This window comes from Lautropia mirabilis (genome assembly GCF_900637555.1).
GTDB lineage: Bacteria > Pseudomonadota > Gammaproteobacteria > Burkholderiales > Burkholderiaceae_E > Lautropia > Lautropia mirabilis.
Map to the genome: position 1 here is coordinate 2,201,288 of NZ_LR134378.1, position 24,199 is coordinate 2,225,486.

Sequence of the window (24,199 nt, forward strand, 5' to 3'; positions counted from 1 at the left end):
CGGTCTCCTGGAAGGCCGGGGCGGGACTGAATGTCTGCCCACGCCTTCCAGGTCCCCCCGTTTCATTCCGGAGTTTCCCCGTTGCTTTCACCCTTTGAATGGTTCGTCGGCCTGCGCTACACCCGAAGTGGCAAGCGCGCAGGCAAGAAGAACGGCTTCATCTCCTTCATTTCGACGTTGTCGGTGGCCGGCATTGCGCTGGGCGTGGCGGCACTCATCATTGTCATGTCGGTGATGAACGGCTTCCAGAAGGAAGTCCGCGACCGGATGCTGTCGGTGCTCTCGCATGTGGAGGTCTACCACGTCGATGGTCCGCTGAACTGGCAGCCGCTGGCCGAGAAGCTGCGTGGCCACGACCACGTCACGGGGGCCGCACCCTTCGTGTCCGGGCAGGTCGTCATTTCCCGTAACCAGACGGTGCGCGGTGCACTGGTGCGCGGCATCGTGCCGGCCATTGAGCCGCAGGTTTCCGACATGGCGGGGCAGGTGGTCGAAGGCAGCCTGTCCGCGCTCACGCCAGGCAGCTTCGGCATCGTCATCGGGCGTGTGCTGGCCAACCAGCTGGGCCTGATTGAGGGCGATCGACTGGCGCTGATCGCACCGCAGGGCACGGTCAGCCCGGCCGGTGTGGTGCCGCGGATGAAGCAGTTCACCGTGCGCGGCATCTTCGAGTCCGGCCACTATGAGTACGACAGCACGCTGATCCTGGCCAACCTGGACGACGCCGCCACCTTCTTCCGCACCGGTGGCGCCATGGGCCTGCGGCTGCGGCTGGACGACATGCAGCGGGCTCCCGAGATCGGCCAGCAGCTGGGTGCCGAGCTGGGGGACGGCTACCAGGTACGTGACTGGTCGCTGGAGAACCGGGTGTGGTTTGCGGCCGTGCAGGTGGAAAAGCGCATGATGTTCATCATCCTGGCGCTGATCATCGCGGTGGCCGCGTTCAACCTGGTGTCCATGCTGGTGATGACCGTGACCGACAAGCGAGCCGACATCGCCATCCTGCGCACGCTGGGCGCCTCGTCGCGCTCCATCCTGTCCATCTTCATGGTGCAGGGCTCACTGGTGGGCCTGCTGGGCACCTTCACCGGGGTGGCGCTGGGCGTGCTGGTCTCGCTCAACCTCGGTCCGGTGGTGGGCGCCTTCGAGCAGATGCTCGGGGTGCGGCTGCTGCCGCCGGGCATCTATGTCATTTCCGAACTGCCCAGTGACCTGCGTCTGGAGGACGTGAGCTGGGTGGCCCTGATCTCCTGTGTGCTGGCGCTGCTGGCCACCATCTATCCCAGCCTGCGGGCTGCCGCCGTGCGTCCTGCCGAGGCCCTTCGCTACGAATGAGTTCCACGACACCTTCCGCCGGCGCTCGACCGGACACGACGGCTGCCGGCATGTCCCCTGCGGGCGCCCATGCCGAAACCGCTTCTGCCCGTCATGACGGTGCGACCCGCGCGCCGAATGGGGCCTCCCAACCCGTGCTGCAGTGCCAGGGGCTCAGGAAGCACTACGACCAGGGCGCACGCCAGCTCACCATCCTGAAGCACGTCGACTTCACCGTGGCGCCCGGTGAGGTGGTGGCCATCGTCGGGGCCTCGGGCTCGGGCAAGAGCACGCTGCTGCACCTGCTGGGCGGGCTGGATCAGCCCGATGCCGGCTGGGTGGCCGTGGCCGGACAGCGTCTGGATGCGCTCTCGGAAACGGCCCGGGGGCAGCTGCGCAATCACAAGCTGGGTTTTGTCTACCAGTTCCATCACCTGCTGGGCGAGTTCTCCGCCATCGAGAACGTGGCCATGCCGCTGCTGATCCGTGGGCGGCCCCGTGGTGAAGCCCAGGAGGCGGCTCGTCTGATGCTGGGTCTGGTGGGTCTGGCGGAGCGGGGCGAGCACCGGCCCGGCGAGCTGTCAGGCGGTGAACGCCAGCGCGTTGCACTGGCTCGCGCACTGGTGACCCGACCCTGCTGCGTGCTGGCCGACGAGCCTACCGGCAATCTCGATGCCCAGACTGCTGCCAGTGTCTTTGGCCTGCTACATGGCCTGGCACGTCAACTGGGCACAGCCGTGGTCATCGTCACCCATGACCTGGATCTGGCTGCCCGTGCCGACCGGCGCGTGACGCTGCGCGACGGCATGCTGGTCGACGCGGGCGTCTGACGGAGGCGGGCGGTGCTGATCGATACCCACTGTCACCTGGATGCGCCCGAGTTCGACGAAGACCGCGACGCCGTCATCGCCGCGGCCCGTCAGGCGGGTCTGGGTGCCATCGTCGTGCCGGCCGTGTTCCGCCGCAACTGGGACACGGTGCAGGCGCTGGCCGAGCGTGAAGCCGATGTCTGGTTCGCCCTGGGGCTGCATCCGCTCTATGTGAATGATGCCGGTCCCGAGGACCTGGAGCACCTGCGCCAGCGCGTCATGGCCGTGCGGGACCACCCGCGCTTTGTCGGCATCGGCGAGATCGGGCTGGACTACTTCGTGCCCGGTCTCGATCCCGCACGCCAGCAGACGGTGTTCGAGGCGCAGGTACGGCTGGCAGCCGAGTTCGGATTGCCCGTCATCCTGCATACCCGTCGCTCGGTCGATGCCGTCACCAAGCAGCTGCGACGCTTCCGCCCCCCCAGTGGCATTGCCCATGCCTTCAACGGCAGCCCGCAGCAGGCCCAGCATCTCATCGGTCTGGGCATGGCCATCGGCTTCGGTGGGGCCATGACCTTCGATCGCGCCCGCAACATCCGCCGCCTGGCCGCCAGCCTGCCGGCCGAAAGCCTGGTGCTGGAGACCGATGCACCCGACATCTCGCCCGCCTGGGTCCATCCGGGGCGCAACCAGCCGGCCGAGCTGGCGCGCATCGCCCAGGTGCTGGCAGAACTGCGCGGGCTCTCATTGGAGGCCGTGGCAGAACTCACTACCGCCAATGCCGCGCGGGTGCTGCCGGCACTGCGAGCGCCCGGGACGGAAACATCGGCCGACATCGGATCGGACTGAGGCCGACCTGGCCTCAACGCGTCGTCACCACACCGGGCGTCGAAAAACCGGACATCGATCTGATGACAAATCGACAGGAACGCGAACAACCTGCTCGACAGACCGGATGAGCGGGGTGCGAGTCTTCTGTCTGCCCGATCCAGCCATGATGCCGCCTGTCGGCTGATTTCCGCCGCCCGTGTCGGTCAAACACGAAAAACCAGCGTTACTTTCGTCACAGCTGCCTTTCCCTGCCGCTCATAAGATGCCCGTTGATTACGCGACCGGCATGTGCCTGTCCATGCATGGCCAGGCCACCGATTCGGCCCCGTGCTTCACGGCAGTGCCGCGCCGGTCCTCCTCCTTTTGACGGCAGTATCCTGATTCCAGAGGCAAGCTCGTGTCCTCCAGCATCGATCCATCCCTGTATCCGCGACTGCATGAAACCATGGCAGATCGCTTCGGTACCGTGGTCTTCAAGCTCCTGCCCGACATTGCCGACGCGCTGCTGACGCACGCAGCCGACGGGCTGGACACCAACGTCGCGGCCAAGCTGACCGACACCGCACGACGGTTGCGGGAAGAAGCCGCCGTTCGGGCCGAGATCGCCCTTGAGAACTTCGTGGGCCTGGACCTGAACGGTCTGGCCGAAGAGTCCTCGCTGCCGTCCACCATCACCGACCTGGGCGTGCCCGAGCCTGCCAGCGATGTCGGCCTGCTGGAACAGATCCTGGCGCGCGAGCTGGCCAACGGCATGCGTTCGGCATTCGGGGGCTCCTACCTGTATTATCTGCGCCGCCTGGAGAGCCTGGCACAGATCCAGCTGCGTGACGACCAGCACCCGCTGGGAGCCCGCGCGCTGGCCATGGCCTTCATCCTCGCGCTGGAACCCTTCACCCACCTGCAGCCCATCTCGCTGCACCTGCGGCCCATCATCCTGTCGCAGGCTGTCTTCCCGCTGGCCCGGCTGCTGGCTGATTGCGATGCCGAGCTGCGCCGCAGCGGTGTGCTGGCAGCACAACAGGCCGCCAGTCTGCAGCTGTCCATGGGGGGGCAAAAGGGTGGGGAGCATCGGGAAGGCGCCCTTGTTTCGACTCAAACCCAACACGCAGAACCCTATACTGGTATCTTTCCAACCGAAGATCTCAGAAACAGCTTCGTCAAACACGCCTCTCACCAGGTACTGAACGACATTCGCGCCTCTGCCGTCATGGCCGCCAATCCCCTGTCGACCAGGCATCCCCGCCTGGCTGCCCACCGCAACGCAACGCGCCTCCCGCAAGTCGAGGAGATCGAGCGCGATGCCGTCGCGTTTGCGCAACAGCATCAGGTGGCCCCGTTCAGCCAGGAGGCCCGTACCCGCTTCTTCCAGAAGATCCGCCAGCAGATCATCGCGGCCGGGGGCGACACCGCGGTGCTGGCCGTCATCGATCTGGTGGGCACGCTGTTCGACTACGCCACCGCTGACAAGCGCCTGCCCGAGGGGGCACGCATCCTGCTCTGGCGCCTGCAGGTGCCCGCCATCACGCTGGCCAGCCTCGATGCCGGCTACCTCAGCGACGACTCCCGCTCGGTGCGCCGCCTCATCGAACAGCTGGCCGCCATTGCCGTCAGCTATCCGGATGAGATGCGGCCCGACAAGCCGCTCTACCAGCGCCTGCAGACCATCGTGCGTGCGGTCGAGATCGTGGCTCACGCCTTCCACATCCGCAGCCAGGTGCTCACGGCCCAGGTCGACCACGAGTACCAGCGCGCCACGGACGGCATGCGTCGACTGCTCTCGAGCCTGTCGCGTAGCCGTCGCAGCTCCACCCGCCAGCAGCGGCGCCAGCGCAATCGGCGCGACTTTGCCCATCGTCCGTCGGCGGCCCGCGAGAAGACCGTCTCCGAGGACATCCGCCGGTTGCTGGACCATCGCCTGGGCAGCAGCCGGGTGCCGGCCTCGGTGCGCACCTTCCTGTACGACGTGTGGCTGCGCCACCTGCGCACGGCCGTGCTGCGCGACGGCACCGACAGCCAGTCCTATCGTCTGGCCCTGAAAGTGGTGGACGATCTGCTCTGGACGCTGGGCCAGGAAGGCGCGGATCCCCATGCCCGTGCCGAGCTGGTGCAGAGCATCCCGCCGATGCTGAACATGCTCACCATCGGCATCCGCGAAGTGGGCGCACGGCCCGAGAGCTTCCGCACCTTCTTCGACGAGATCTTCATCATCCACCTGCGCCGCATGCAGGGCGAAGAAGGCTCGGCGGTCACCCTCATTGCACGCGAGGCCGAATCTCCCACGCCGGAGGTGGCACTGGCTTCAGGCGCGATGGACGCTTCCCAGGCGCACGCCCAGGCCGCTGGCACGGTTCAGGCGTCCGCCAACGTGGGGGCAGCGTCGGCTGGTGGCCAGGAGCGCGGGGCAGGGCATGTGGCAGTGCTGGATGCCCGGCAGGCCGAAACCGCCCGGCACCACTATGCCCCCCGGCCTGCCTTTGACAAGGCTGAGCCTGATGCCTGGCGCCAGGCACCGCGTCCCACGCCGGTCGAGGACTATTCCTCGCAACCGTACACGACCATCCTGCACCCGTCGCAGCCGGCTTCCGTGCCGTCCATGCCGGCGCCTGCTGCACAGCCGGCCCATCAGGGCATGCCGCCGGCAACCTCCACCACGGTGCCGCGGACCCTCACGGCGCATGACCCGATCAGTGCGGCGGCTGCCCGCGAAAAGCTTCAGGCCCTCATCCGCAGCACCCGCATGGATGACCTGCCCAACGCGCCGCGCCGTTTCAACCTGCCGGTCGAGCGCTTTGCCGCCGCCATGCAGCCGGGGCGGTGGCTGGAGCTGATCAGCCGCAGTGGCCGGGTGGACTACGCCAAGGTGGTGTGGCTGAATGAGCGTCGCACCATGGCGCTGCTCCTGCTGGCCCCGGGCCAGCGCATCATGACGCGCGAGGTTGCCTCGCTGGTCAAGCGGGCCCGTCAGGGGCGGCTGTACTTCGTCTGGTAAGCACAGGCAAAAGCACCATGGCACTTCTGAACCGAGGGATCCCGTCGAAAGGCGGGATCGGGCAGGTGCGCACGCCTGTCCAAGGGCGCACATCGGCAGGACTCCTTCTGGGAGGCGCTCTGGAAGGGGCGGATGCCGTGGCAGCAACGGCGCGGCCTCTGCCGCGTCTGCTGCAGCCCCGGCAGGCCGTCGAGGCGGACGCGGAAAGCCTGCAAGAAAAATTTTCCGTGGAACGCTTGCATTTCATGGAATACCTCTTATAATCGCAGCTTCACTGCACGACAGCAGGCGCGTAGCTCAGTTGGTTAGAGCACCACCTTGACATGGTGGGGGTCGTTGGTTCGAATCCAATCGCGCCTACCAGATACCTGAAACGGGTTGCAAGCTTTACGCCTGCAACCCGTTTTTCTTTTTTCGGCCCCCTGTACGCCATGGCCTTTGATCGGCTAGGCCGCGCTGCATCGTTGCAGGCGTCGACAGTTGGGTGGCCCTTTGCAGCGCATTCACAGATACGGCGCCGGACGTGTTATCATCCAAAGCTTACTTCTGAACGTCGGGCGGGTCATGGAAGTGCCGGCTCTGCCAGCTGGCCACCTCGATCGGGCGCAGAAGCTATCTTGAGAAAAAGTCATGCCCAAGATGAAAACCAAGAAGAGCGCGTCCAAGCGGTTTCGCGTTCGTCCGGGCGGTACCGTGAAGCGCGGTCAGGCCTACAAGCGTCACATCCTCACGAAGAAGACCACCAAGGTCAAACGCCACCTGCGTGGTGCGGTTGATGTCCATGAGGCAGATACCCGCAGCATCCACGCGATGATGCCCTACGCCTGAAACCTGACCGAACCGGAGTACCAACATGCCACGAGTCAAGAGAGGGGTTACCGCACGGGCCCGTCACAAGAAAGTCATCGACCAGGCCAAAGGCTATCGCGGTCGTCGCAAGAACGTATACCGCATCGCCAAGGAAGCGGTCATGCGGGCTGGGCAATATGCCTACCGTGACCGCCGCAATCGCAAGCGCGTCTTCCGCGCCCTCTGGATCACCCGTATCAACGCCGCCGTGCGAGAGCATGGCCTGACCTACAGCGTGTTCATGAGCGGTCTGCTGAAGGCCGAGATCGCGCTGGACCGCAAGGTTCTGGCCGAGCTGGCCGTCAACGACAAGCCGGCCTTCAGCGCCATCGTCGAGCAGGTCAAGTCGACGCTGGGTACCGCTGCGGCCTGAGGCACTGCGGTTGACCGACACTGCCGGATGTCCTGAGGCCTGAAGACGAGGGGTATCCGGCACCTTGCCGGGTCACCGACGGGGATCGATAGCCGCACCGAGCCGGTGCCGGAGTATCGGTCCCCGTTTGCTTTTGGGCGGTCGCTGATGGCAGTTCTACACATGTTTCTGGACAGGAAGCGCAAGCAATGATGAATGATCTGGAGAAGCTGGTCGAAGAGGCCCGCGCCCGTTTTGACGCCGTGGCCGACGAGGCCGGGCTGGCAGATGCCAAGGCGGCCTTCCTGGGCAAGAGTGGTGCACTGACCGCGCTGCTCAAGGGACTGGCTTCGCTGACCGGAGCCGAGAAGGCCGAGCGTGGCAAGGCGCTCAACCAGGTCAAGCAGCGCATCGAGGCGCAGCTCAACGCCCGCATCGAGGCAATCCGTGCCGAACGGCTGGCCCAGCGGCTGGCTTCCGAGCGGCTGGACGTGTCGCTGCCTGGCCGGGGAGCGGCCACGGGTGGCCTGCATCCGGTCACGCTCACCATCGAGCGGGTCGAGCAGATCTTCCGCTCCATCGGTTTCGACGTGGCGGATGGTCCCGAGATCGAGGAAGACTACTTCAACTTCACGGCGCTCAACATTCCGCCCAATCACCCTGCGCGGTCGATGGCCGACACCTTCTACATCGAGCGGCCTGCGGGCAGCCACGCCGATGCCTCGGTCCAGCCGCTGGTACTGCGCACGCACACCAGCCCGATGCAGGTGCGCTATGCGCGGATGAACCAGGCGCCGCTGAAGGTCATCGTGCCGGGCAAGACGTACCGGGTGGATTCCGATGCCACGCACTCGCCCATGTTCCATCAGGTCGAAGGCCTGTGGGTGGACGAGAACATCAGCTTTGCCGACCTGAAGAGCGTCTATACCGACTTCCTGCATCGCTTCTTCGAGCGTGACGACATCGACGTGCGCTTCCGTCCGTCGTACTTCCCGTTCACCGAGCCCTCGGCCGAGATCGACATGCGCTTTGCCGACGGTCCGCTGAAGGGACGCTGGCTGGAGGTTTCCGGTTCGGGTCAGGTGCATCCCAACGTGGTGCGCAACCTGGGGCTGGATCCCGAGAAGCACATCGGCTTCGCGTTCGGGTCGGGCATCGAGCGGCTGGCCATGCTGCGCTATGGCGTCGATGACCTGCGCCTCTTCTACGAGAACGACCTGCGCTTCCTGCGACAGTTCGCCTGATGATCTCCCGGCCCTACCGATCGGCCGGGTTTCCCTTTTTCCGTGCACGGCCCGCGTCATGCCCGCACCGGCCATGCCTTCCGATTTTCCCAAGCAGGTGTTGATCCGATCATGAGAATTCCCGAGAAATGGTTGCGCCACTATTGCAATCCGCCGGTGGACGGGGCGGCGCTGGAGCACCTGCTGACCATGGGTGGCATGGAAGTGGAGTCCCGCGAGCCGGTGGCGGCCGCGTTCTCCGGCGTGGTGGTCGCGCGCATCGTCAGCGCTGCCAAGCATCCGGATGCCGACCGCCTGCAGGTGTGCATGGTGGACGTGGGCCAGGCCGAGCCGGTGCAGATCGTCTGCGGTGCGCCCAATGCGCGCGCCGGGCTGGTGACGGCCTGCGCGCTGCCCGGCGCCGTGCTGCCCGGTGATTTCCGCATCAAGAAGACGAAGATGCGCGGTCAGGAAAGCGGCGGCATGCTGTGCTCGGGCCGTGAGCTGGGCATGGGCGACGATCACGGCGGCATCCTGGAGCTGTCAGCCGACCTGAAGCCGGGCACCGACCTGCGCCAGGCACTGGACCTGGACGAGGACGTGCTGGAGCTGAAACTCACGCCGAACCTGGCGCACTGCATGTCGGTGCTGGGCGTGGCGCGCGATCTGGGCGCGCTGGCCAACCATCCCGTGCAGGAACCTGCCTTCGCCCCCGTGGCCGTGACCAGCGACGCTGTCCTGCCGGTCCGCATCGAGGAGCCGGCACTGTGCGGACGCTTTGCCGGTCGTGTCATTCGCGGCGTCAATGCATCTGCGTCCACGCCGGACTGGATGAAGCAGCGACTGGCACGTGCCGGTCAGCGCCCCATCTCGGCGCTGGTGGACATCTCCAACTACGTGCTGCTGGAACTGGGCCGTCCCACGCACATCTTCGATCTGGCACGCCTGAAGGGCGGTCTGCACGTTCGTTGGGGCCGTGCCGGCGAGAAACTGGCGCTGCTCAATGACCAGACCGTGACGGTGGAGCCGGATGCCCAGGGCCTGCCGGTGGGCGTGGTCTGCGATGATGACGGTCCGGTGAGCCTGGCCGGCATCATGGGCGGGCAGGGCAGTGCGGTGGATGCAGAAAAGACCACCGATGTCTACCTCGAGGCCGCCTTCTGGTGGCCGTCCGCCATCATGGGACGGCCGCGCCGCTACAACTTCACCACCGATGCCGCCCAGCGCTTCGAGCGCGGCGTGGATGCCGAAACGGTGGTCGAGCATCTGGAGTACCTGAGTCGTCTGGTGCTGGAGATCTGCGGAGGCCAGGCGGGTCCGGTCAGCGACGAGGTCACGGGGCTGCCCGAGCGCAAGCCGGTGGCCATGCGCCTGTCGCGCCTGGCGCGTGTCAGTGGCCTGTCGCTGTCGGCCGACGACTGCGCCGATGCCTTCCGCCGTCTGGGCTTCGTCTTCGAGCAGAAGACTGTCGATGCCGGCAACGGCGCGTCGGATACGGTCTTTCAGGTCACGCCGCCTTCGCGGCGCTTCGACATCGCCATCGAGGAGGACCTGATCGAGGAGGTGATCCGCCTGCACGGCTATGAACACATCCCGACCCGGCCGCCGCAGGCGCGCATCGCCATGCGCCCGGCTCCCGAGGCACGGCTGGGCACGCTGGCGCTCAAGCGCCGCTGGGCCGCGCGCGACTACCAGGAAGTCATCAACTTCAGCTTCGTCGACAGCGCCGACGATCGCCGCTTCCGGCCGGCAGGTGATGCCATCCGGGTGCAGAACCCCATCGCCGAGCATCTGGACGTGATGCGCACCTCGCTCTGGAGCGGGCTGCTGGCCAATCTGCGCCACAACCTGAACCGCAAGGCCGAGCGTGTGCGCCTCTTCGAGGTGGGTCGCGTCTACTGGCCGGCCCCGGGGCAACCCGCTGGCCCGCTGGCACTGGCTGACATCGCGCAACCCGTGCAGCTGGGCGTGCTGGTCCATGGCAGCGCACTGGATCCGCAGTGGGGCGCCGCCACCCGGTCGGTGGACTTCTACGACCTGAAGGGCGACCTGGAAGCCGCACACCCCGAAGCGAACCTGCAGTTCGTGGCTGCATCCCATCCGGGCCTGCATCCCGGCCAGTCGGCGCGCATCCAGCTGCCGGACGGCACGCCCGTGGGCTGGATCGGGGCGCTGCATCCGCAGCTCATCGATGAGCTGGACCTGCCGGGCCCGGTCTTCCTGGCCGAGCTGGACTGGTCGGCCGTGCAGACGCGCCCTGTGGCCTCCTACCAACGTGACAGCCGCTTCCCGCCGGCCATCCGTGACCTGGCCGTGGTGCTGGATGAACAGGTGCCGGCTGCCGAGGTCCTGGCCGAAATCCGGGCAGTGGTGCGCGACGAGCCGGCTGCCGCCAGTGTCCGACATGTGCGACTCTTCGACCAGTATCGCGGTAAGGGGTTGGAAAATAAGGAGAAAAGTCTTGCCTTCCGACTCTGGATGCAACATACTGACCGGACGATGAGCGATGAGGAAGTCGAGGCCGTGGTGGCCCTGATCCTCGGGCGGCTGACGGCACGGTTCAGTGCCCGGCTGCGTGCCTGAGCTGTTTCCACAATGACGCAGAACCCGATGGAACCCGAATCCGGCGAACTGGCCGCCGGGCAGAGCCTGGCGGACCTGCTGGCCAAGCCCGCCTTCACGCTGACCAAGGCGGCGCTGGCCGACATGCTGTTCGAGCGCGTGGGCCTGAACAAGCGTGAAGCCAAGGACATGGTCGAGACCTTCTTCGAGGAGATCAGCGCCGCGCTGATCCGCGGTGAAAGCGTCAAGCTCTCGGGGTTCGGCAACTTCCAGCTGCGCGACAAGCAGCAGCGCCCGGGTCGCAACCCCAAGACGGGCGAGGAGATCCCCATCTCGGCGCGTCGGGTCGTCACCTTCCACGCTTCCCAGAAGCTGAAGGCCCAGATCGAGGCGCCCCATCGTCCGGCCGCCGCGCTGCCGCTGAACGCTGGCGCCATTTCTGGCCACACTGAATCATGAGTGCATCTGCCGCCAAGGCCACCGAAACCCGTACCATCCTGCCGCCCATTCCGGCCAAGCGCTACTTCACCATTGGTGAAGTGAGCGAGCTGTGTGGCGTCAAGCCCCACGTGCTGCGCTACTGGGAACAGGAATTCACCCAGCTGCGCCCCATGAAGCGGCGCGGCAACCGCCGTTACTACCAGCACCACGAGGTGCTGCTCATCCGCCGCATCCGCGAGCTGCTGTACGAACACGGCTTCACCATCAGCGGAGCCCGCAACCGCCTGGCGGAAACGGCCCAGCCCGGCCGCAAGAAGGAAGCGGAACTCACCCAGCCGGTGGACATCACGCTGAGCCTGCGTCAGTCCGACGTGGAGGCCATCCGCCAGGACCTGATGGTGGCGCTGGACCTGCTGCGCGACGCGCCGACCTGATCCGGCCGCTCTCCCTTCAGCTTCCATTCACGGCTTTTTGGCCCACCTGAAATGGTGGGCCCCACAGCCTTCATGCAGGCGTTTCCGAACGCCTGACGCCCCTGCGAGGGCTTCAATGGGGGATGGCCCCCACTTCCACCCGGATGATGCGCTGATCCATGTTCCGGCGCCCCCAGTTCGTCCGGTAGATCATTCGAAGCAGCCACGGATAGCGCTTGCCACAGCGCTCGCTGAGGTGTCCTGTCACCTGCACCCGAAGACCGGGCTGCCAGCCTTCCATGTCCCGCGGTTCGCGCAGCGCCCACTGGAAGGAGGGGGCGCTTCCACCCATGCGCTTGAGCGCGTCGTGATGCTTGCCGTGCTTCAGCACGAAGGGTGGCAGCATGTCGAAAACGACGGTCACGCCGGGTAGTCGGCGCGCAAGCATGGCAAAGAAGGCCTGTACCTGGGCCTGATCGAAGTACATCAGAACGCCCTCCAGCACCAGCAGTACCGGCTTGCCATAGGCCGCCAGCGTGGCCGTCCAGCCCTCGTCCAGCAGCGAGCTTTCCAGATAAATGTTGGTGGACGCGGGCAGCAGCCTGCGGCGCAGGGCAATCACCTCGGGCAGGTCCATGTCCACCCAGGCGGTGATGGCAGGTCGTCCCAGACGCTCGAAACGTGCATCAATACCAGCGCCAATCTGCGCCACGACGGCATCGGGGTGCTGCCGGATGAAGGCCTGCACCTCGTCGTCGATCAGCGCTGCTCGACCACAGCAGCCAGGCTGTGACATCCGCGCCCCCTTGAAGCGGTCGAAGTCGTAGTCGATCATCGCCAGCATTCGTGGCGCTTCAGCGTCCTTCAGCAGCGGCTGGGGCTGTTGCTGCTCCACCGCCTTGGCCCACAGCGGGATCAGCATCGTTTCCGACAGGGCACTGACCGTGGCAGGAGAGATCTTGTCGGTCATGGCGACTCCTCCTTCATTGGCAGGCAGTGCGCCACCGTGCGTACTGCCTCGATATGCTAATGATAGTCAATCCGATTGACGGTGACGGCCATTGATGGTGCCGGAGGCCCACAGAAAGGGGGTTCTCTGTCCTGCACGAGAGGAAAATTCCCTTTTGGGATAGACGGATCAGCCCTCGGCTCGCCGGATCTGAAGGACCCTGTGACGTATCCAGGGCAGGATATACAGCATGAACGGGTCGAGAATGACCCAGGCTGCCGTGACGGCCCGCAGCGTGGCGCCATCGTCTGCCGGGCCTAGCGCCAGCCCCTGGCTGGAGATCGAGCAGCCGGAGATGCGCCGATCCGGATCCCGGTTGATGGGTTCCAGGCCCTCGTCCCGCCAGGATATGCCCACCTGCAGCATGCCGCCTTCATCCGGCAGCGGAAAGACCTTGCTTTCGCCCGTGGCCAGCTTGCCGATGGGCTCGCCATTCAGGAAGACTGTCAGCGACAGTGCGCGGGCCACGCTGTTGCGCAGAAAGCCGCTGGGGCGCTGCAGGGTGATCTTCATTCGCAGACGGGCAAGGGAGTGGCCATGAAAAAAGCCGGTTGCTCTTGCGAACAACCGGCTTTCAGGGAATTTTGGTCGGGACGGAGTGATTCGAACACTCGACCCCTTGCACCCCATGCAAGTACGCTACCAGACTGCGCTACGCCCCGACAGACCTACAGTATAACAGCATCTTTTCCTGAAACGCAAATCCTTGGGGCCGGTTGTGTGTTGTTTCCTGTTGCGCTCACGCCATGCCTGGCTTGTCCGGGTCTGGCCACGCGAGGAGCAGGGTCGGCAGAAGCCCCCAAAGGCCCCGGAAGCACAGACGACAGGCAGGGGACCAAGCCCTGATGTCCCCGGGCGGCAGGCCTCAGTGCAGCACGGACGCGCCACCCACCGTGTTGCCAACCGAGGGCGGCGGAGCGCTGGGCAGCGGTGTACCAGACAGCGGCCGCGGTGGAGGCTGGCGCAGGTGGGCGGTGGACGGGGCCTGGCGCTCGAACATCTCGGCCAGCGGCATGGCCTTGCCGAAGAAGTCGCCCTGCAGGTACGAGACGCCCAGATCGGTCAGACGCTCGTAGATGGCGGCGTTGTGGACGTGTTCGGCGATGGTGCGCAGCTTCAGGCGCTTGGCCACCCGTGCGGTGGAGAGGATGATCTCCTCGTCGATGGGGTTGGTCATCAGGTTGCGCACGAAGGAGCCGTCGATCTTCAGGTAGTCGAGCGGGAAACGCTTCAGGTACTCGAAGGTGGCCAGGCCGGTGCCGAAGTCGTCCAGCGCGATGCCGAAGCCCTGGGCCTTCAGGTCGTCCACCAGGCGGGAGGCGGCCGCCGGGTTGCGGATGGCCTCGCTTTCGGTGATCTCGAAGACCACCTTGGCGGCCGGAATGGCGTTGTTGGCGCGCTGCTCGCGGATGAAGTCGGCGATGGTGTCGTCGCTCATCGTGGCGCCGGCCAGGTTGATCGAGCACTTCCAAGTCAGTGCCAGCGCCTCGGGATTGGCGGCCAGCCACTCGAAGGCCAGGCGGATCACGCCGCGGTCCAGCGGCACCGACATCTGGGCCTGTGAGGCCAGCGTGAGGAATTCGGGCGGGCGGATCAGCTGACCGTCCTTGTCGCGCAGCCGCGTCAGCACCTCGTAGGAACGCATCTGCGAAGGCGCCTCCGGGTCGATCAGCGGTTGGGCGTAGAGTTCGATCCGGTCATTGCGGATGGCATCGCGGATGTGCTCGATCTTCTTCTGGTGGGCACGACGCGCATCGATCATTGTCTGCGACAGCGGCTCGACGAAGAGCTGCGGGTCGCGCACGCTGGCGGCAATGGCCTGGGCATCCGACAGGGCGGACAGGCAGTCCTCGCTGCTGATCTGCGAGTTCGGATCCAGCAGCAGCCCGCCGATGTGACACTGAAGCCGGATGCTGCCATGCTCGGTCTGAAAGACCTGGCCGCTCAGTTGCGTGTAGATCTCGCGTGCCACGGCGCGCACCTGCGCCACGGTCTCGGCATGGATCAGCATCGTGTAGCGGCCGGCTGACAGGCGCGCTGCCAGCTGGGTGCCGTTCTGCTGGATCAGCAGCTGCGCCGTCGCCTGTTCCAGCTGCATGGCCTCCACCGTGCCGCACAGGTCGTGGATGGCATCGTAGTTGCTGATGTAGAGCCCGATGAGCCCGTAGCGAGGCCGGTTCGCTGAGGCCAGTCGGTCAGTCAGCTCGGCGATCATGCCGCGGTCGTTCAGCAGACCCGTGCTCATGTCCTGGCGCGCCTGGCGCGACATTCGCACCAGGGCCAGGCTGCGATCGGCCGCCAGCGCCTGCAGCAGCTGGGCGGCCAGCACGGCGCAGCACAGCAGCAGCGAGACGCTCACCGTCTCGCCAAAGCCTGCGCCGTGGGTATCGGTGACGGCGTAGGCCCGGCTGGCCAGCAGCGGCAATCCGGCCAGCAGCAGCGTGTAGGCGTCAGCCCGGCCGGTGGCCTGCGAGGCCGCGGCCCAGATCATGGGCACGAAGACGGCAAACAGCACCAGGCCCGCATAGTGGCCCTGACCCAGCCGATGCAGCACATAGGCCAGCGCCGCAATGCCCAGAACCACCAGCACGGTGAGGATGCTGAAGCGCGGACTGGCTGCATCGGCCGCGACTTCTTCTTCATCGGCCGTCAGCCGCGCCGGGCGCAGCAGGGCCAGCAGTGCGGGACAGACCAGCAGCATGCCCAGCACATCGGCCAGCCAGGCCGACAGCAGCAGCTGGGCAACACCGTACTGATGCAGTGGGGCAATCTGGAAGGTGTAGACGAGGCCGCCGAAGAGCAGGGCGTTGATGGGGGCCGAGACCAGCAGGCTCATGGCCAGGAAGCGGCTGACCGAGTCCAGCCGGTACTCGGGCGGCTTCCAGTCCGCCAGACGGCGCAGCAGGCGGATCGCCTGCCAGGGGCCCAGCATCGAGGCCGCGCCCAGAATGAGTGCGTAGCGCGGGTCCTGCGTGGCGGCCAGCGCCCACAGGCCTGCTCCGGCGGCAGCCACCGGCAGCCAGCGTAGCCCGTGGTACCAGGCAAAGGCAAAGCCGACGGCCGCGCTGGGCCAGATCAGCAGCTTCCAGGCCGAGCCGGCCGAAACCAGCTGGGCCAGCGCGCACAGCGCGGCAGCAAGCCCCGCGGCAACCAGGCAGCATGCCGCCAGGGGAAGATGCTCGAAATCGGTCAGGCGCTTCAAACCGGCTCCTCGGAAAAACACGGGAAGCGGGAGCCGGCCTGCGGGCCTGCGGACGGACGATGCGGGCTTCCGGGTGAAGCCGTCACATCGTCCGCCCGGACAGCTCCGGAAAGGGACAGAACCTGGAGTACCTCTGCAGAAATCCTGCGGAGGTTCCCTTATGCCGCCATCAGCTCGCGCAGCACGAAGGGCAGGATGCCACCATGCAGGTAGTAGTCCACCTCGATCGCGGTGTCGATCCGCGACAGGAGGCTGACCTCGAACGACGAACCATCGGCACGACGGACCGTCATGTTGATTTCCTGCTGCGGTACCAGCTCATCCGGTACCACGATGTCGATGACTTCGTCACCCTTGATGCCGAGCGATTCCCATGAGTCGTTGTTGCGGAACTGCAGCGGCAGCACCCCCATGCCGACCAGGTTCGAGCGGTGGATCCGTTCGAAGCTGCGGGCCACCACCGCCTTCACACCCAGCAGCTGGGTGCCCTTGGCGGCCCAGTCACGGGAGCTGCCGGTGCCATACTCTTCACCCGCAAGAATAACCGTTGGTACGCCGTCTGCCATGTATTTCATGGCCGCGTCGTAGATTGCGAGACGCTCACCGTCGGGTTGATGCAACGTCATGCCGCCTTCCTCGCGCGAACCGTCCGGCTTGGCCGGCAGCATCAGGTTCTTGATCCGCACGTTGGCGAAGGTGCCGCGCATCATCACGTCGTGGTTGCCGCGGCGCGACCCATAGCTGTTGAAGTCGGCCTTGGTCACGTCGTTGGCCAGCAGATATTTTCCGGCCGGCGAGGTTTCCTTGATCGAACCAGCCGGCGAGATGTGGTCGGTGGTGATCGAGTCGCCGAACAGCGCCATGATGCGCGCGTTGCGGATTTTCGGCACCGGTGCCGGTTCCATGCCGAATCCGGCAAAGAAGGGTGGCTGTGCGATGTAGGTGGATTTCGGCCAGTCGTACACCTGCCCCTCGGCCGACGGTACGGCATTCCACAGCGGGTGATCCTTCGTGAGGTTGCTGTAGAGACGGCGGAAGGTGTCGGCATCCATGGCAAAGTGCATCAGGTCGTGCACCTCCTGCGTGGTCGGCCAGATGTCCTTCAGCCAGACGTCCTCACCGTCCCGGTTCTTCGCCACCGGCTCCTTCGTCAGGTCCTTCAGCACCGACCCGGCAATGGCGTAGGCCACCACCAGCGGCGGCGAGGCCAGGAAGTTGGCGCGGATGTTCGGGTGGATCCGGGCCTCGAAGTTCCGGTTGCCCGACAGCACGGCCGCACAGACCAGATCGTTCTCGACGATGGCCTCGTTGAACTCGGGACGCAGGTCGCCCGCGTTGCCGATACAGGTCGTACAGCCATAGGCCGCCACGGCAAAGCCCAGCGATTCCAGATACGGCAGCAGGCCGGTCCGGGCCAGGTACTCGCTCACCACCCGCGATCCGGGCGCCAGCGAGGTCTTGATGTGCGGCGCCACCGTCAGGCCCTTCTCGACGGCCTTCTTCGCCACCAGGCCGGCTGCCAGCAGTACCCCCGGGTTGGAGGTGTTGGTGCACGAGGTGATGGCGGCGATCAGCACGTCACCGTTGTGGATCTTCACATCACCGGCCTGCACTTCGGTCTTCAGGTCCTCGGGCTTCTTGTTGAAGCCGTTTTCCTTCACCGGCGCCGAGAAGAGCGTCTCGAAGGTCTGCTTCATGCCGGTCAGCTCGATGCGGTCCTGCGGGCGCTTGGGACCGGCCAGCGACGGCACGATGGTGTCCAGGTCCAGTTCGACGACCTGCGAGTAGTCCAGCTGGCCGGCGGCCGGAATGCCGAACAGCTCCTGCGCCCGGAAGTATTTCTCGAAGGCGTCGATCTCCTCGTCGGTACGACCCGAGCCCCTGAAGTATTCGATGGTCTTCTCGTCGACCGGGAAAAAGCCCATGGTCGCGCCGTACTCGGGCGCCATGTTGGCGATGGTGGCCCGGTCGGGCAGCGCCAGCGACTGCGTGCCCTCGCCGAAGAATTCCACGAACTTGCCCACCACCTTGGTGGCACGCAGCAGCTCGGTCACGCGTAGCACCAGGTCGGTGGCGGTCACGCCCTCGCGCAGCTTGCCCTTGAGGTGCACGCCCACCACGTCCGGGGTCAGGAAGTACACCGGCTGGCCCAGCATGCCGGCCTCGGCCTCGATGCCACCCACGCCCCAGCCCACCACGCCGATGCCGTTGATCATCGTGGTGTGGCTGTCGGTGCCGACCAGCGTGTCGGGGTAGTAGATGGTGCGATCACCGTCGGCCTTCTGGTGCACGCCCCGGGCCAGATACTCGAGGTTGACCTGGTGCACGATGCCGATGCCCGGGGGCACGACCTTGAAGGTGTCGAAGGCCTGCATGCCCCATTTCATGAACTGGTAGCGCTCGCGGTTGCGCGAGAACTCCAGCTTCATGTTCAGGTCCAGCGCTGCCACATCGCCGTAGTGGTCGATCATCACCGAGTGGTCGACCACCAGGTCCACCGGGACCAGCGGCTCGATGCGCTTGGGATTCTTGCCCAGATCGGCCGCAACGTTGCGCATGGCTGCCAGGTCGGCCAGCAGCGGCACGCCGGTGAAGTCCTGCAGCACCACGCGGGCCACGATGAACGGAATCTCGTCCACCCGTTTGGCGTTCGGTGCCCAGTTGGCCAGCTGCTCGATGTGCGTTTCCGTAACCTTCTTGCCGTCACAGTTGCGCAGCACCGACTCCAGCACGATGCGAATGGAAACCGGCAGGCGGTTGATGTTGGGGAAGCGCCGAGCCAGAGCTGGCAGCGAATAGAAGGATGCGGTCTTGCCCGACGCAAGCGGGTAGGACTGCAGGGTATCGAAGGTATTGTGTGCCATCTCGTAATCCTCGAATACAACGTTCAGACAGGGGACAGGGCAAGACCATGACATCCTGCCAGGCGACCGGGCAGGGACACGGACCGGGAACGGGAGAGGCAGTCAACATCGTGCGTGGGTCATGATTCACTCCTGGGATTCACTCGTGGGTGTGGGGTGATTCGGGTCGCAGGCCACCATCGAGCATGTTCAGCACGCCCATGCCGGGAATGGTCAGGTCGGCGGGTTTCTGGTTGTCCGGGCAGGGGCCCAGCCAGCGCGCCTCGGTGTACTCGCTATCTTCGCGCCGGTTGTTGGCCAGCGGCGGCGAATAGAGGATGACGGTATCGATCCGGTAGTGCGACTGGAAGTCGCCCGTCACGGTGGACTGGCTGACGATGGTGGTTCGACTGTCCTTGCAGGTGGAGTCGGCCACCCAGTTGATGCCCACCCGCTTGAAGGCGCCCAGCTGGCAGGCGCCGCGCTTGCCCACCTTGCGGTCCAGGTGGTGTTCGGGCGTGTCGGTCTGCTCGCCAACGCACAGGCGCACGGGCGGCAGTCCCAGCTGTTCGCTGGCGCCGCTGCGGATCTCCCACAGCCCCGGCTTGCGCCGCGGATAGTCAAGCCGCCCGGGGCTGGCGATGCTGTCGAGCGGGACGATCAGCTCGCTGTCCAGTGCCTTGTCCTCCGAAGCAGCCTTGGCCGGCGTGGCCCAGGAGGCCAGGGCCACGACCGCGAGCAGGGCACACAGGGCCGCCCGGCCCGTGCGCAATGGCACCGTTGGGGCAGCCAGGGAACCGAGCGTGTGCCGGCGGACAAGGGCAGATAGCATGGACGGGGCAGGTGGATTCACAAGGCCTCGGAGGACGGGATCGAGAGTGAGCGCCCGGGTGATCGGGCGCCTGGCGGGACCATGGTAATCGGTTGTGAACGGCTTGTCCTCGATATACAACGCATCCGGCCATGCCATGTCTCCATGGCAGGGTGGGGCCTTTCATTCCCGTGGCTACCGGCCGCCGCGTGAATCGCGCGCATCCGGTCATGAAGGGGCCGCATGGGCAGCGCCGGGCGCTTCATGCAGCCTGCAGCGCCCGGCACGGTGCGTGGCGCTGCAGGAGGCGGCATCTGCTTGCCGTCGGAGTGGAATCAGTTGCTGCTCATCGCCTGCAGCTGGCTGGGGTGCACGCAGTCATCCACCAGACGCTGGCCACTCTTCTGGTTCATCAGCATCGACTTGTTGCGGATCTGGATGAACAGCGTCTCGCCGCGCACGTCTTCCAGGCGCAGCGCACCGGTGCTCGAGAGCACGGGCTTCATCAGCCACTGCTTGCCCTTGAATCCCAGATCCACATAGCCGGGATGCTGGGTGCTCTTGTTGATGCTGACGGTCTGGCGGAACTCGCACTGGCTGACGCCCAGGTTGACCCGGTCAAAGGCCGCCATCTGCTGGCTGTCGGCCGCCTGCACCATGATGGGTGCCAGTGCAGCGGCGGCTGCAGCCGCGTGACCGGCCTTGGCATGGGAGGCACCATGCTTGGCTGTCTTGCTGCCCTTGGCCTTGGCAGCCTTCTTCGTGGTGTGCGCGCCGTCGGTGGCGGCCTGCACGGACGGCGGCGACATCAGCATGCCGGCGGCAAGGACCACGGGCAGGGCGGCAAGCAGCGACAGGCGGCGGGCGCCGGCGGCACGGTGTTGGGAGAGGGAGGAGCTGAGATCCATGACAGGTTCCAGATGAGTCAGACTGCGACCGGCAGCACGGCCAGGACGTCGGCCGCTCGGTCGAAGCCCAGCCTGGCGGGCTCGGCTATCGTCGTCACGGCTGTTCTTCCAGGAGGGCGAATGTCAGGTTATCGGACCCACACCGTGGGCGCCGGGGCGGATGATCGTGCTGTCCCGCCACACCTTCATCGCGCACGCTGCCCAAGCAGGGAAGCAAGCGATGACGAGGCGCGCAGAGGACGTGTCGGTCAGGACACCCATGGCGTAATAACTGACGGCCGAGAACCAGTCAAGGTGGGGAGACATTTTGTTCAACCCAGCCATGACCCGTTACAGGCGTTGTGCGATATTGAACACTTTCTGATCGCACGATGCCTCGGAAAAACGCCGTGCAACCGCCCTGATCATCACATTGCGTGGTGCTGGATGGTGTAGGGTAGGCTGGGTGGTCTGGTCGCATGATGCCCTGGGGCGCACTCACGCGTCGCCGAAGAACGCGGCCTGCACGTCCGGGGGAAGCGGGACGCCAGTGCGCCACGCCTGCTGAAGCACGTGCCACCAGTAGCGGTAGCTGGCACGATCGTGAAGCTCGTCGGCGTGACGGATGGGTCCCCAGTCGGCAGCCTGCGCAGCCAGCAGGATCTCGCCGGCTCGCCGGACATCCTGTGCGGGCGGCTGGAACGCGGCAATGATCGGCTCGACCTGGCGGGGGTGGATGCTCCACTTGCGCTGATAGCCAAAGTCCCGTGCGGCCCGCAGGGCATCCTCACCCGCTGCGGTGCCGTCGCCAATGGCCAGCGTGACGCTGTGCACCGCCACCTTGCCGTGGGCATGGGCCGCCAGCGAGATGTCGGTCAGTGCGCGGGCCAGCAGCGGATGCTCGAACTGACGTGCCCCATGCAGCGCATCGGCGCCGATGGCGCCCTCGAAGCTGCTCACGTAATCCATCAGCCCGAAACACAGCGCCTGCACACGCGGATGAGCCGCGATGGCATGCACCTCGGCCAGTGCGGCAGGGCTTTCGATCAGCACCTGGAAGGGGACGGGCGTGGTCAGCCCCAGGCGTGCCTCGTGCTGCTGGCACAGGGTGCTGGCCGTGCAGATCTCGGCCACGCTGCGGACCTTGGGCAGCGTGAGATAGGCCAGCCGATGCCCGGCGTGGGTCATCAGCGTGTCCAGTTCGGCCTTGAAACAGCCATGAAAGACCGGATGGGTGCGCGCCCCCACCCGGTCAAAGCGATTGTCCGGAGAATCGATGGCCTGGGCCATCCGCAGGGCGTGGCCCAGCTCGTCTCCGGCCGGTGCGCCATCTTCGCAGTCGGCCGTGATGTCCAGCACAGGCCCCAGTCGGCCCTGCAGGGCCAGCGACTTGGCCAGCAGGGCCGGACTGCCACAGTAATGGTCGCAGACGGGCAGCACAGGCCGCCTGACACGTTCCCGATACAGGACGGATCCGGGGGAACGGGGGGCGGCCTGGCTGCTCATGGGGCTCAGCCCAGCAGGTGCTTGACGCCGTTGCGCTCGCCTTCCAGCTCTTCCAGCGTGGCGTTCATGCGCTCACGGCTGAAGGCGTCGATGTCCAGACCCTTGACGATCGTGTAGTCGCCGTTCTGGCAGGTGACGGGCATGCCGTAGATGACGCCTTCGGGGATCTCATAGTCGCCCTGCGAGGGAACGCCCATGGTGACCCACTTGCCGTTGGTACCCAGCGCCCAGTCGCGCATGTGGTCGATGGCTGCATTGGCCGCCGAGGCAGCCGACGACAGGCCGCGTGCCTCGATGATGGCGGCACCGCGCTTGCCGACCGTCGGGATGAAGGTGTCCTTCACCCAGGCCTCGTCGTTGACCAGCTTGGGCATGGCATCGCCGTTGCTGGAGGCAAAGCGGATGTCCGGATACATGGTGGGCGAGTGGTTGCCCCAGACCACCAGCTTCTCGATGGAATCGACCGTGCGGCCGGTCTTGGCGGCCAGCTGCGACAGGGCGCGGTTGTGGTCCAGGCGCAGCATGGCGGTGAAGTTCTTGGCCGGCAGATCGGGGGCCGACTTCATCGCGATGTAGGCATTGGTGTTGGCCGGGTTGCCCACCACCAGCACCTTCACGTCACGGCTGGCATGGTCGTTGAGCGCCTTGCCCTGGACGGTGAAGATGGCGCCGTTGGCTTCCAGCAGGTCCTTGCGCTCCATGCCCTTGCTGCGCGGACGGGCACCCACCAGCAGGGCATAGTCGGCGTCCTTGAAGGCAACATTCGGATCGTCAGTGACGACGATGCCGGCCAGCAGCGGGAAGGCACAGTCTTCCAGCTCCATCACCACGCCCTTGACGGCTGCCATGGCGGGAGTGATGTCCAGCAGCTGCAGGATGACGGGCTGGTCCTTGCCCAGCATGTCCCCGTTGGCGATGCGGAACAGCAGGGAGTAGGCGATCTGGCCGGCGGCGCCGGTGACGGCAACACGTTTCGGAGCTTTCATGACGGAAATGTCCCCAGTGAGGTTGGAAAAGGTGATCGTTAAACATGTTACCGCAGACTCTTTCCGGGCAGCTTCGGGAGAACCCCAATGGCGCTACCTTACACAGGGGCTTCCGGGGGCCTTGTGAGGAACATTGCCCGGCCGGAAACGGGGAGGGCGGCCGTCCGTGAGTAACCTCCGCCCCACCGGCATGAAAATATGTTTTGCAATTCTCGCCCGTGCCGGGGATTGGGAGTAGCTTTGCGCCAGGAGGAGAAACATGTGAACGAACGCCCGAACCTGGCGTGCCGTCGGCAATTCGCCACGGACTGCTGGCAAGGGCGTTCAGCGTTCAAATTCCTTGATCTTGCGCAGATTTGCAGGGTGTGGTCGCGTTGTTCGGGCACAAAAAATGCGTAACAATAGGTCATTATCCCTATGGTCAGGCGGGTTGTACCCCCCGATACTGGTCACTGACCCGGTTGCGGGAAGTCGTGGCACCTCCGCCAGGTCGCTCCTGTGGCAGGTGACCGTGACTCATCGGAGGCGGCATCCGGGTCTTTTGCAAGGAACCGGCAAGGGCATGACAGTGCCCAGGGCCGTTTCCCGGATCACTGGCATGGAAAGCATTCTCAGGCAATAGAGGACGGAGGATCGTTATGACAGACACCAAGGCCGGCAACGGCACAGAAGTGGTCAACATGGGCGTCTCGATGGCGCCCGGCCACCCGGGAGAGAATCCCGAGGCACGGCGCGCCAGGCGGGCCGCCGTCAGGAAACCCACCAACGTCGGCCTGGACCAGTTGCTGGGTCATTATCTTCCGGCCATGGCGCCGGCTGCGCAGGTTTCCATCCTGCATCGTGCAAGCGGGGCGCTGATGTTCCTCATCGGCATCCCGTTCATGCTTTATCTGCTCTCCCAGAGCATCACGTCCGAATCCAGCTTCGAGGTCTACTCGGCCGTGGTCCATTCCTGGCTTGGCAAACTCGTTCTTCTGGTGCTGATATGGTCGTTCTGTCATCACATGGCTGCGGGATTCCGCTTCATTGTTCTCGACATGCATTTCCTTACGGAGAAATCCAAGGCCATGTTCAGTGCGAAGGTCGTCCTGGCCGTCAGCCTCACGATGACCGTCATCTTCGGCGGCTTGCTGCTCCTTTCCTGAACTGCTTTCCCTCATCCCTTTCGTCAT

General features: G+C 65.6%; 20 protein-coding genes and 2 tRNA genes. 13 read left to right on the plus strand and 9 right to left on the minus strand.

Annotation, left to right across the window (positions count from 1 at the left end):
- Positions 1–30: 30 nt before the first annotated feature.
- From EL249_RS09000 to EL249_RS09055, 12 genes are all read left to right on the plus strand, one after another.
- Positions 31–1,335, plus strand: a complete 1,305-nt coding sequence (locus EL249_RS09000; protein WP_005672984.1) for a lipoprotein-releasing ABC transporter permease subunit — start codon at positions 31–33, stop codon at positions 1,333–1,335.
- A gap of 50 nt (positions 1,336–1,385) precedes the next feature.
- Positions 1,386–2,144: a lipoprotein-releasing ABC transporter ATP-binding protein LolD gene (lolD, locus tag EL249_RS09005; RefSeq protein ID WP_005672982.1), complete on the plus strand. Its 759-nt coding sequence runs from the start codon at positions 1,386–1,388 to the stop codon at positions 2,142–2,144.
- 12 nt (positions 2,145–2,156) lie between these two features.
- The gene (locus tag EL249_RS09010; protein WP_005672981.1) at positions 2,157–2,972 is read left to right on the plus strand and encodes a TatD family hydrolase; all 816 of its coding nucleotides are present in this window, start codon (positions 2,157–2,159) and stop codon (positions 2,970–2,972) included.
- Between the two features lie 427 nt (positions 2,973–3,399).
- The gene (locus EL249_RS09015) at positions 3,400–5,943 is read left to right on the plus strand and encodes a DUF1631 family protein (RefSeq protein ID WP_005672979.1); all 2,544 of its coding nucleotides are present in this window, start codon (positions 3,400–3,402) and stop codon (positions 5,941–5,943) included.
- A 17-nt stretch (positions 5,944–5,960) separates the two neighbouring features.
- Complete coding sequence (locus EL249_RS09020; protein WP_005672978.1) at positions 5,961–6,206, plus strand: hypothetical protein; 246 nt, start codon at positions 5,961–5,963, stop codon at positions 6,204–6,206.
- Between the two features lie 23 nt (positions 6,207–6,229).
- Positions 6,230–6,306, plus strand: a tRNA-Val gene (locus EL249_RS09025).
- Positions 6,307–6,573: 267 nt separating this feature from the next.
- Positions 6,574–6,771, plus strand: coding sequence for a 50S ribosomal protein L35 (gene rpmI / locus EL249_RS09030; RefSeq protein WP_005672977.1), 198 nt, complete (start codon positions 6,574–6,576; stop codon positions 6,769–6,771).
- 25 nt (positions 6,772–6,796) lie between these two features.
- Positions 6,797–7,165, plus strand: coding sequence for a 50S ribosomal protein L20 (rplT, locus tag EL249_RS09035; RefSeq protein WP_005672975.1), 369 nt, complete (start codon positions 6,797–6,799; stop codon positions 7,163–7,165).
- A 188-nt stretch (positions 7,166–7,353) separates the two neighbouring features.
- A complete protein-coding gene (pheS, locus tag EL249_RS09040) occupies positions 7,354–8,388 on the plus strand; it encodes a phenylalanine--tRNA ligase subunit alpha (protein WP_005672973.1) in 1,035 nt (344 codons plus the stop codon).
- 111 nt (positions 8,389–8,499) lie between these two features.
- Complete coding sequence (gene pheT, locus EL249_RS09045) at positions 8,500–10,950, plus strand: phenylalanine--tRNA ligase subunit beta (protein ID WP_005672972.1); 2,451 nt, start codon at positions 8,500–8,502, stop codon at positions 10,948–10,950.
- A 123-nt stretch (positions 10,951–11,073) separates the two neighbouring features.
- Positions 11,074–11,388 carry an integration host factor subunit alpha gene (locus tag EL249_RS09050; RefSeq protein WP_232002076.1) on the plus strand — a complete coding sequence of 105 codons (315 nt, stop codon included), beginning with the start codon at positions 11,074–11,076 and terminating at the stop codon, positions 11,386–11,388.
- Positions 11,385–11,804 (plus strand): MerR family transcriptional regulator, encoded by a 420-nt coding sequence (locus tag EL249_RS09055; protein ID WP_005672970.1) that lies wholly within the window; start codon positions 11,385–11,387, stop codon positions 11,802–11,804. The genes EL249_RS09050 and EL249_RS09055 overlap by 4 nt, the downstream gene beginning before the upstream one ends.
- Before the next feature lie 112 nt (positions 11,805–11,916).
- On the opposite strand, the gene EL249_RS09060 is transcribed toward EL249_RS09055, so the two are convergent.
- The 9 genes from EL249_RS09060 to EL249_RS09100 form a co-directional block, all read right to left on the minus strand.
- Entirely contained in the window at positions 11,917–12,753 is an 837-nt protein-coding gene (locus tag EL249_RS09060) for a class I SAM-dependent methyltransferase (protein WP_005672969.1), read from the minus strand.
- A 168-nt stretch (positions 12,754–12,921) separates the two neighbouring features.
- The gene (locus EL249_RS09065) at positions 12,922–13,305 is read right to left on the minus strand and encodes a hypothetical protein (protein WP_005672967.1); all 384 of its coding nucleotides are present in this window, start codon (positions 13,303–13,305) and stop codon (positions 12,922–12,924) included.
- Positions 13,306–13,377: 72 nt separating this feature from the next.
- Positions 13,378–13,454, minus strand: a tRNA-Pro gene (locus EL249_RS09070).
- Between the two features lie 203 nt (positions 13,455–13,657).
- Positions 13,658–15,994, minus strand: a complete 2,337-nt coding sequence (locus EL249_RS09075) for a sensor domain-containing phosphodiesterase (RefSeq protein WP_005672966.1) — start codon at positions 15,992–15,994, stop codon at positions 13,658–13,660.
- Positions 15,995–16,152: 158 nt separating this feature from the next.
- The gene (gene acnA, locus EL249_RS09080; protein ID WP_005672965.1) at positions 16,153–18,858 is read right to left on the minus strand and encodes an aconitate hydratase AcnA; all 2,706 of its coding nucleotides are present in this window, start codon (positions 18,856–18,858) and stop codon (positions 16,153–16,155) included.
- 139 nt (positions 18,859–18,997) lie between these two features.
- On the minus strand, positions 18,998–19,615 hold the full coding sequence (locus tag EL249_RS09085) for a DUF3617 domain-containing protein (protein ID WP_126348173.1): 618 nt from the start codon (positions 19,613–19,615) through the stop codon (positions 18,998–19,000).
- Positions 19,616–19,983: 368 nt separating this feature from the next.
- Positions 19,984–20,556: a hypothetical protein gene (locus EL249_RS09090; protein WP_005672963.1), complete on the minus strand. Its 573-nt coding sequence runs from the start codon at positions 20,554–20,556 to the stop codon at positions 19,984–19,986.
- 477 nt (positions 20,557–21,033) lie between these two features.
- Positions 21,034–22,041, minus strand: a complete 1,008-nt coding sequence (locus tag EL249_RS09095; protein WP_005672961.1) for an HpcH/HpaI aldolase/citrate lyase family protein — start codon at positions 22,039–22,041, stop codon at positions 21,034–21,036.
- 5 nt (positions 22,042–22,046) lie between these two features.
- A complete protein-coding gene (locus tag EL249_RS09100) occupies positions 22,047–23,027 on the minus strand; it encodes a malate dehydrogenase (protein WP_005672960.1) in 981 nt (326 codons plus the stop codon).
- Between the two features lie 638 nt (positions 23,028–23,665).
- Here EL249_RS09100 and sdhC point away from each other — a divergent pair.
- On the plus strand, positions 23,666–24,172 hold the full coding sequence (gene sdhC, locus EL249_RS09105; protein ID WP_005672957.1) for a succinate dehydrogenase, cytochrome b556 subunit: 507 nt from the start codon (positions 23,666–23,668) through the stop codon (positions 24,170–24,172).
- Positions 24,173–24,199 lie beyond the last annotated feature (27 nt).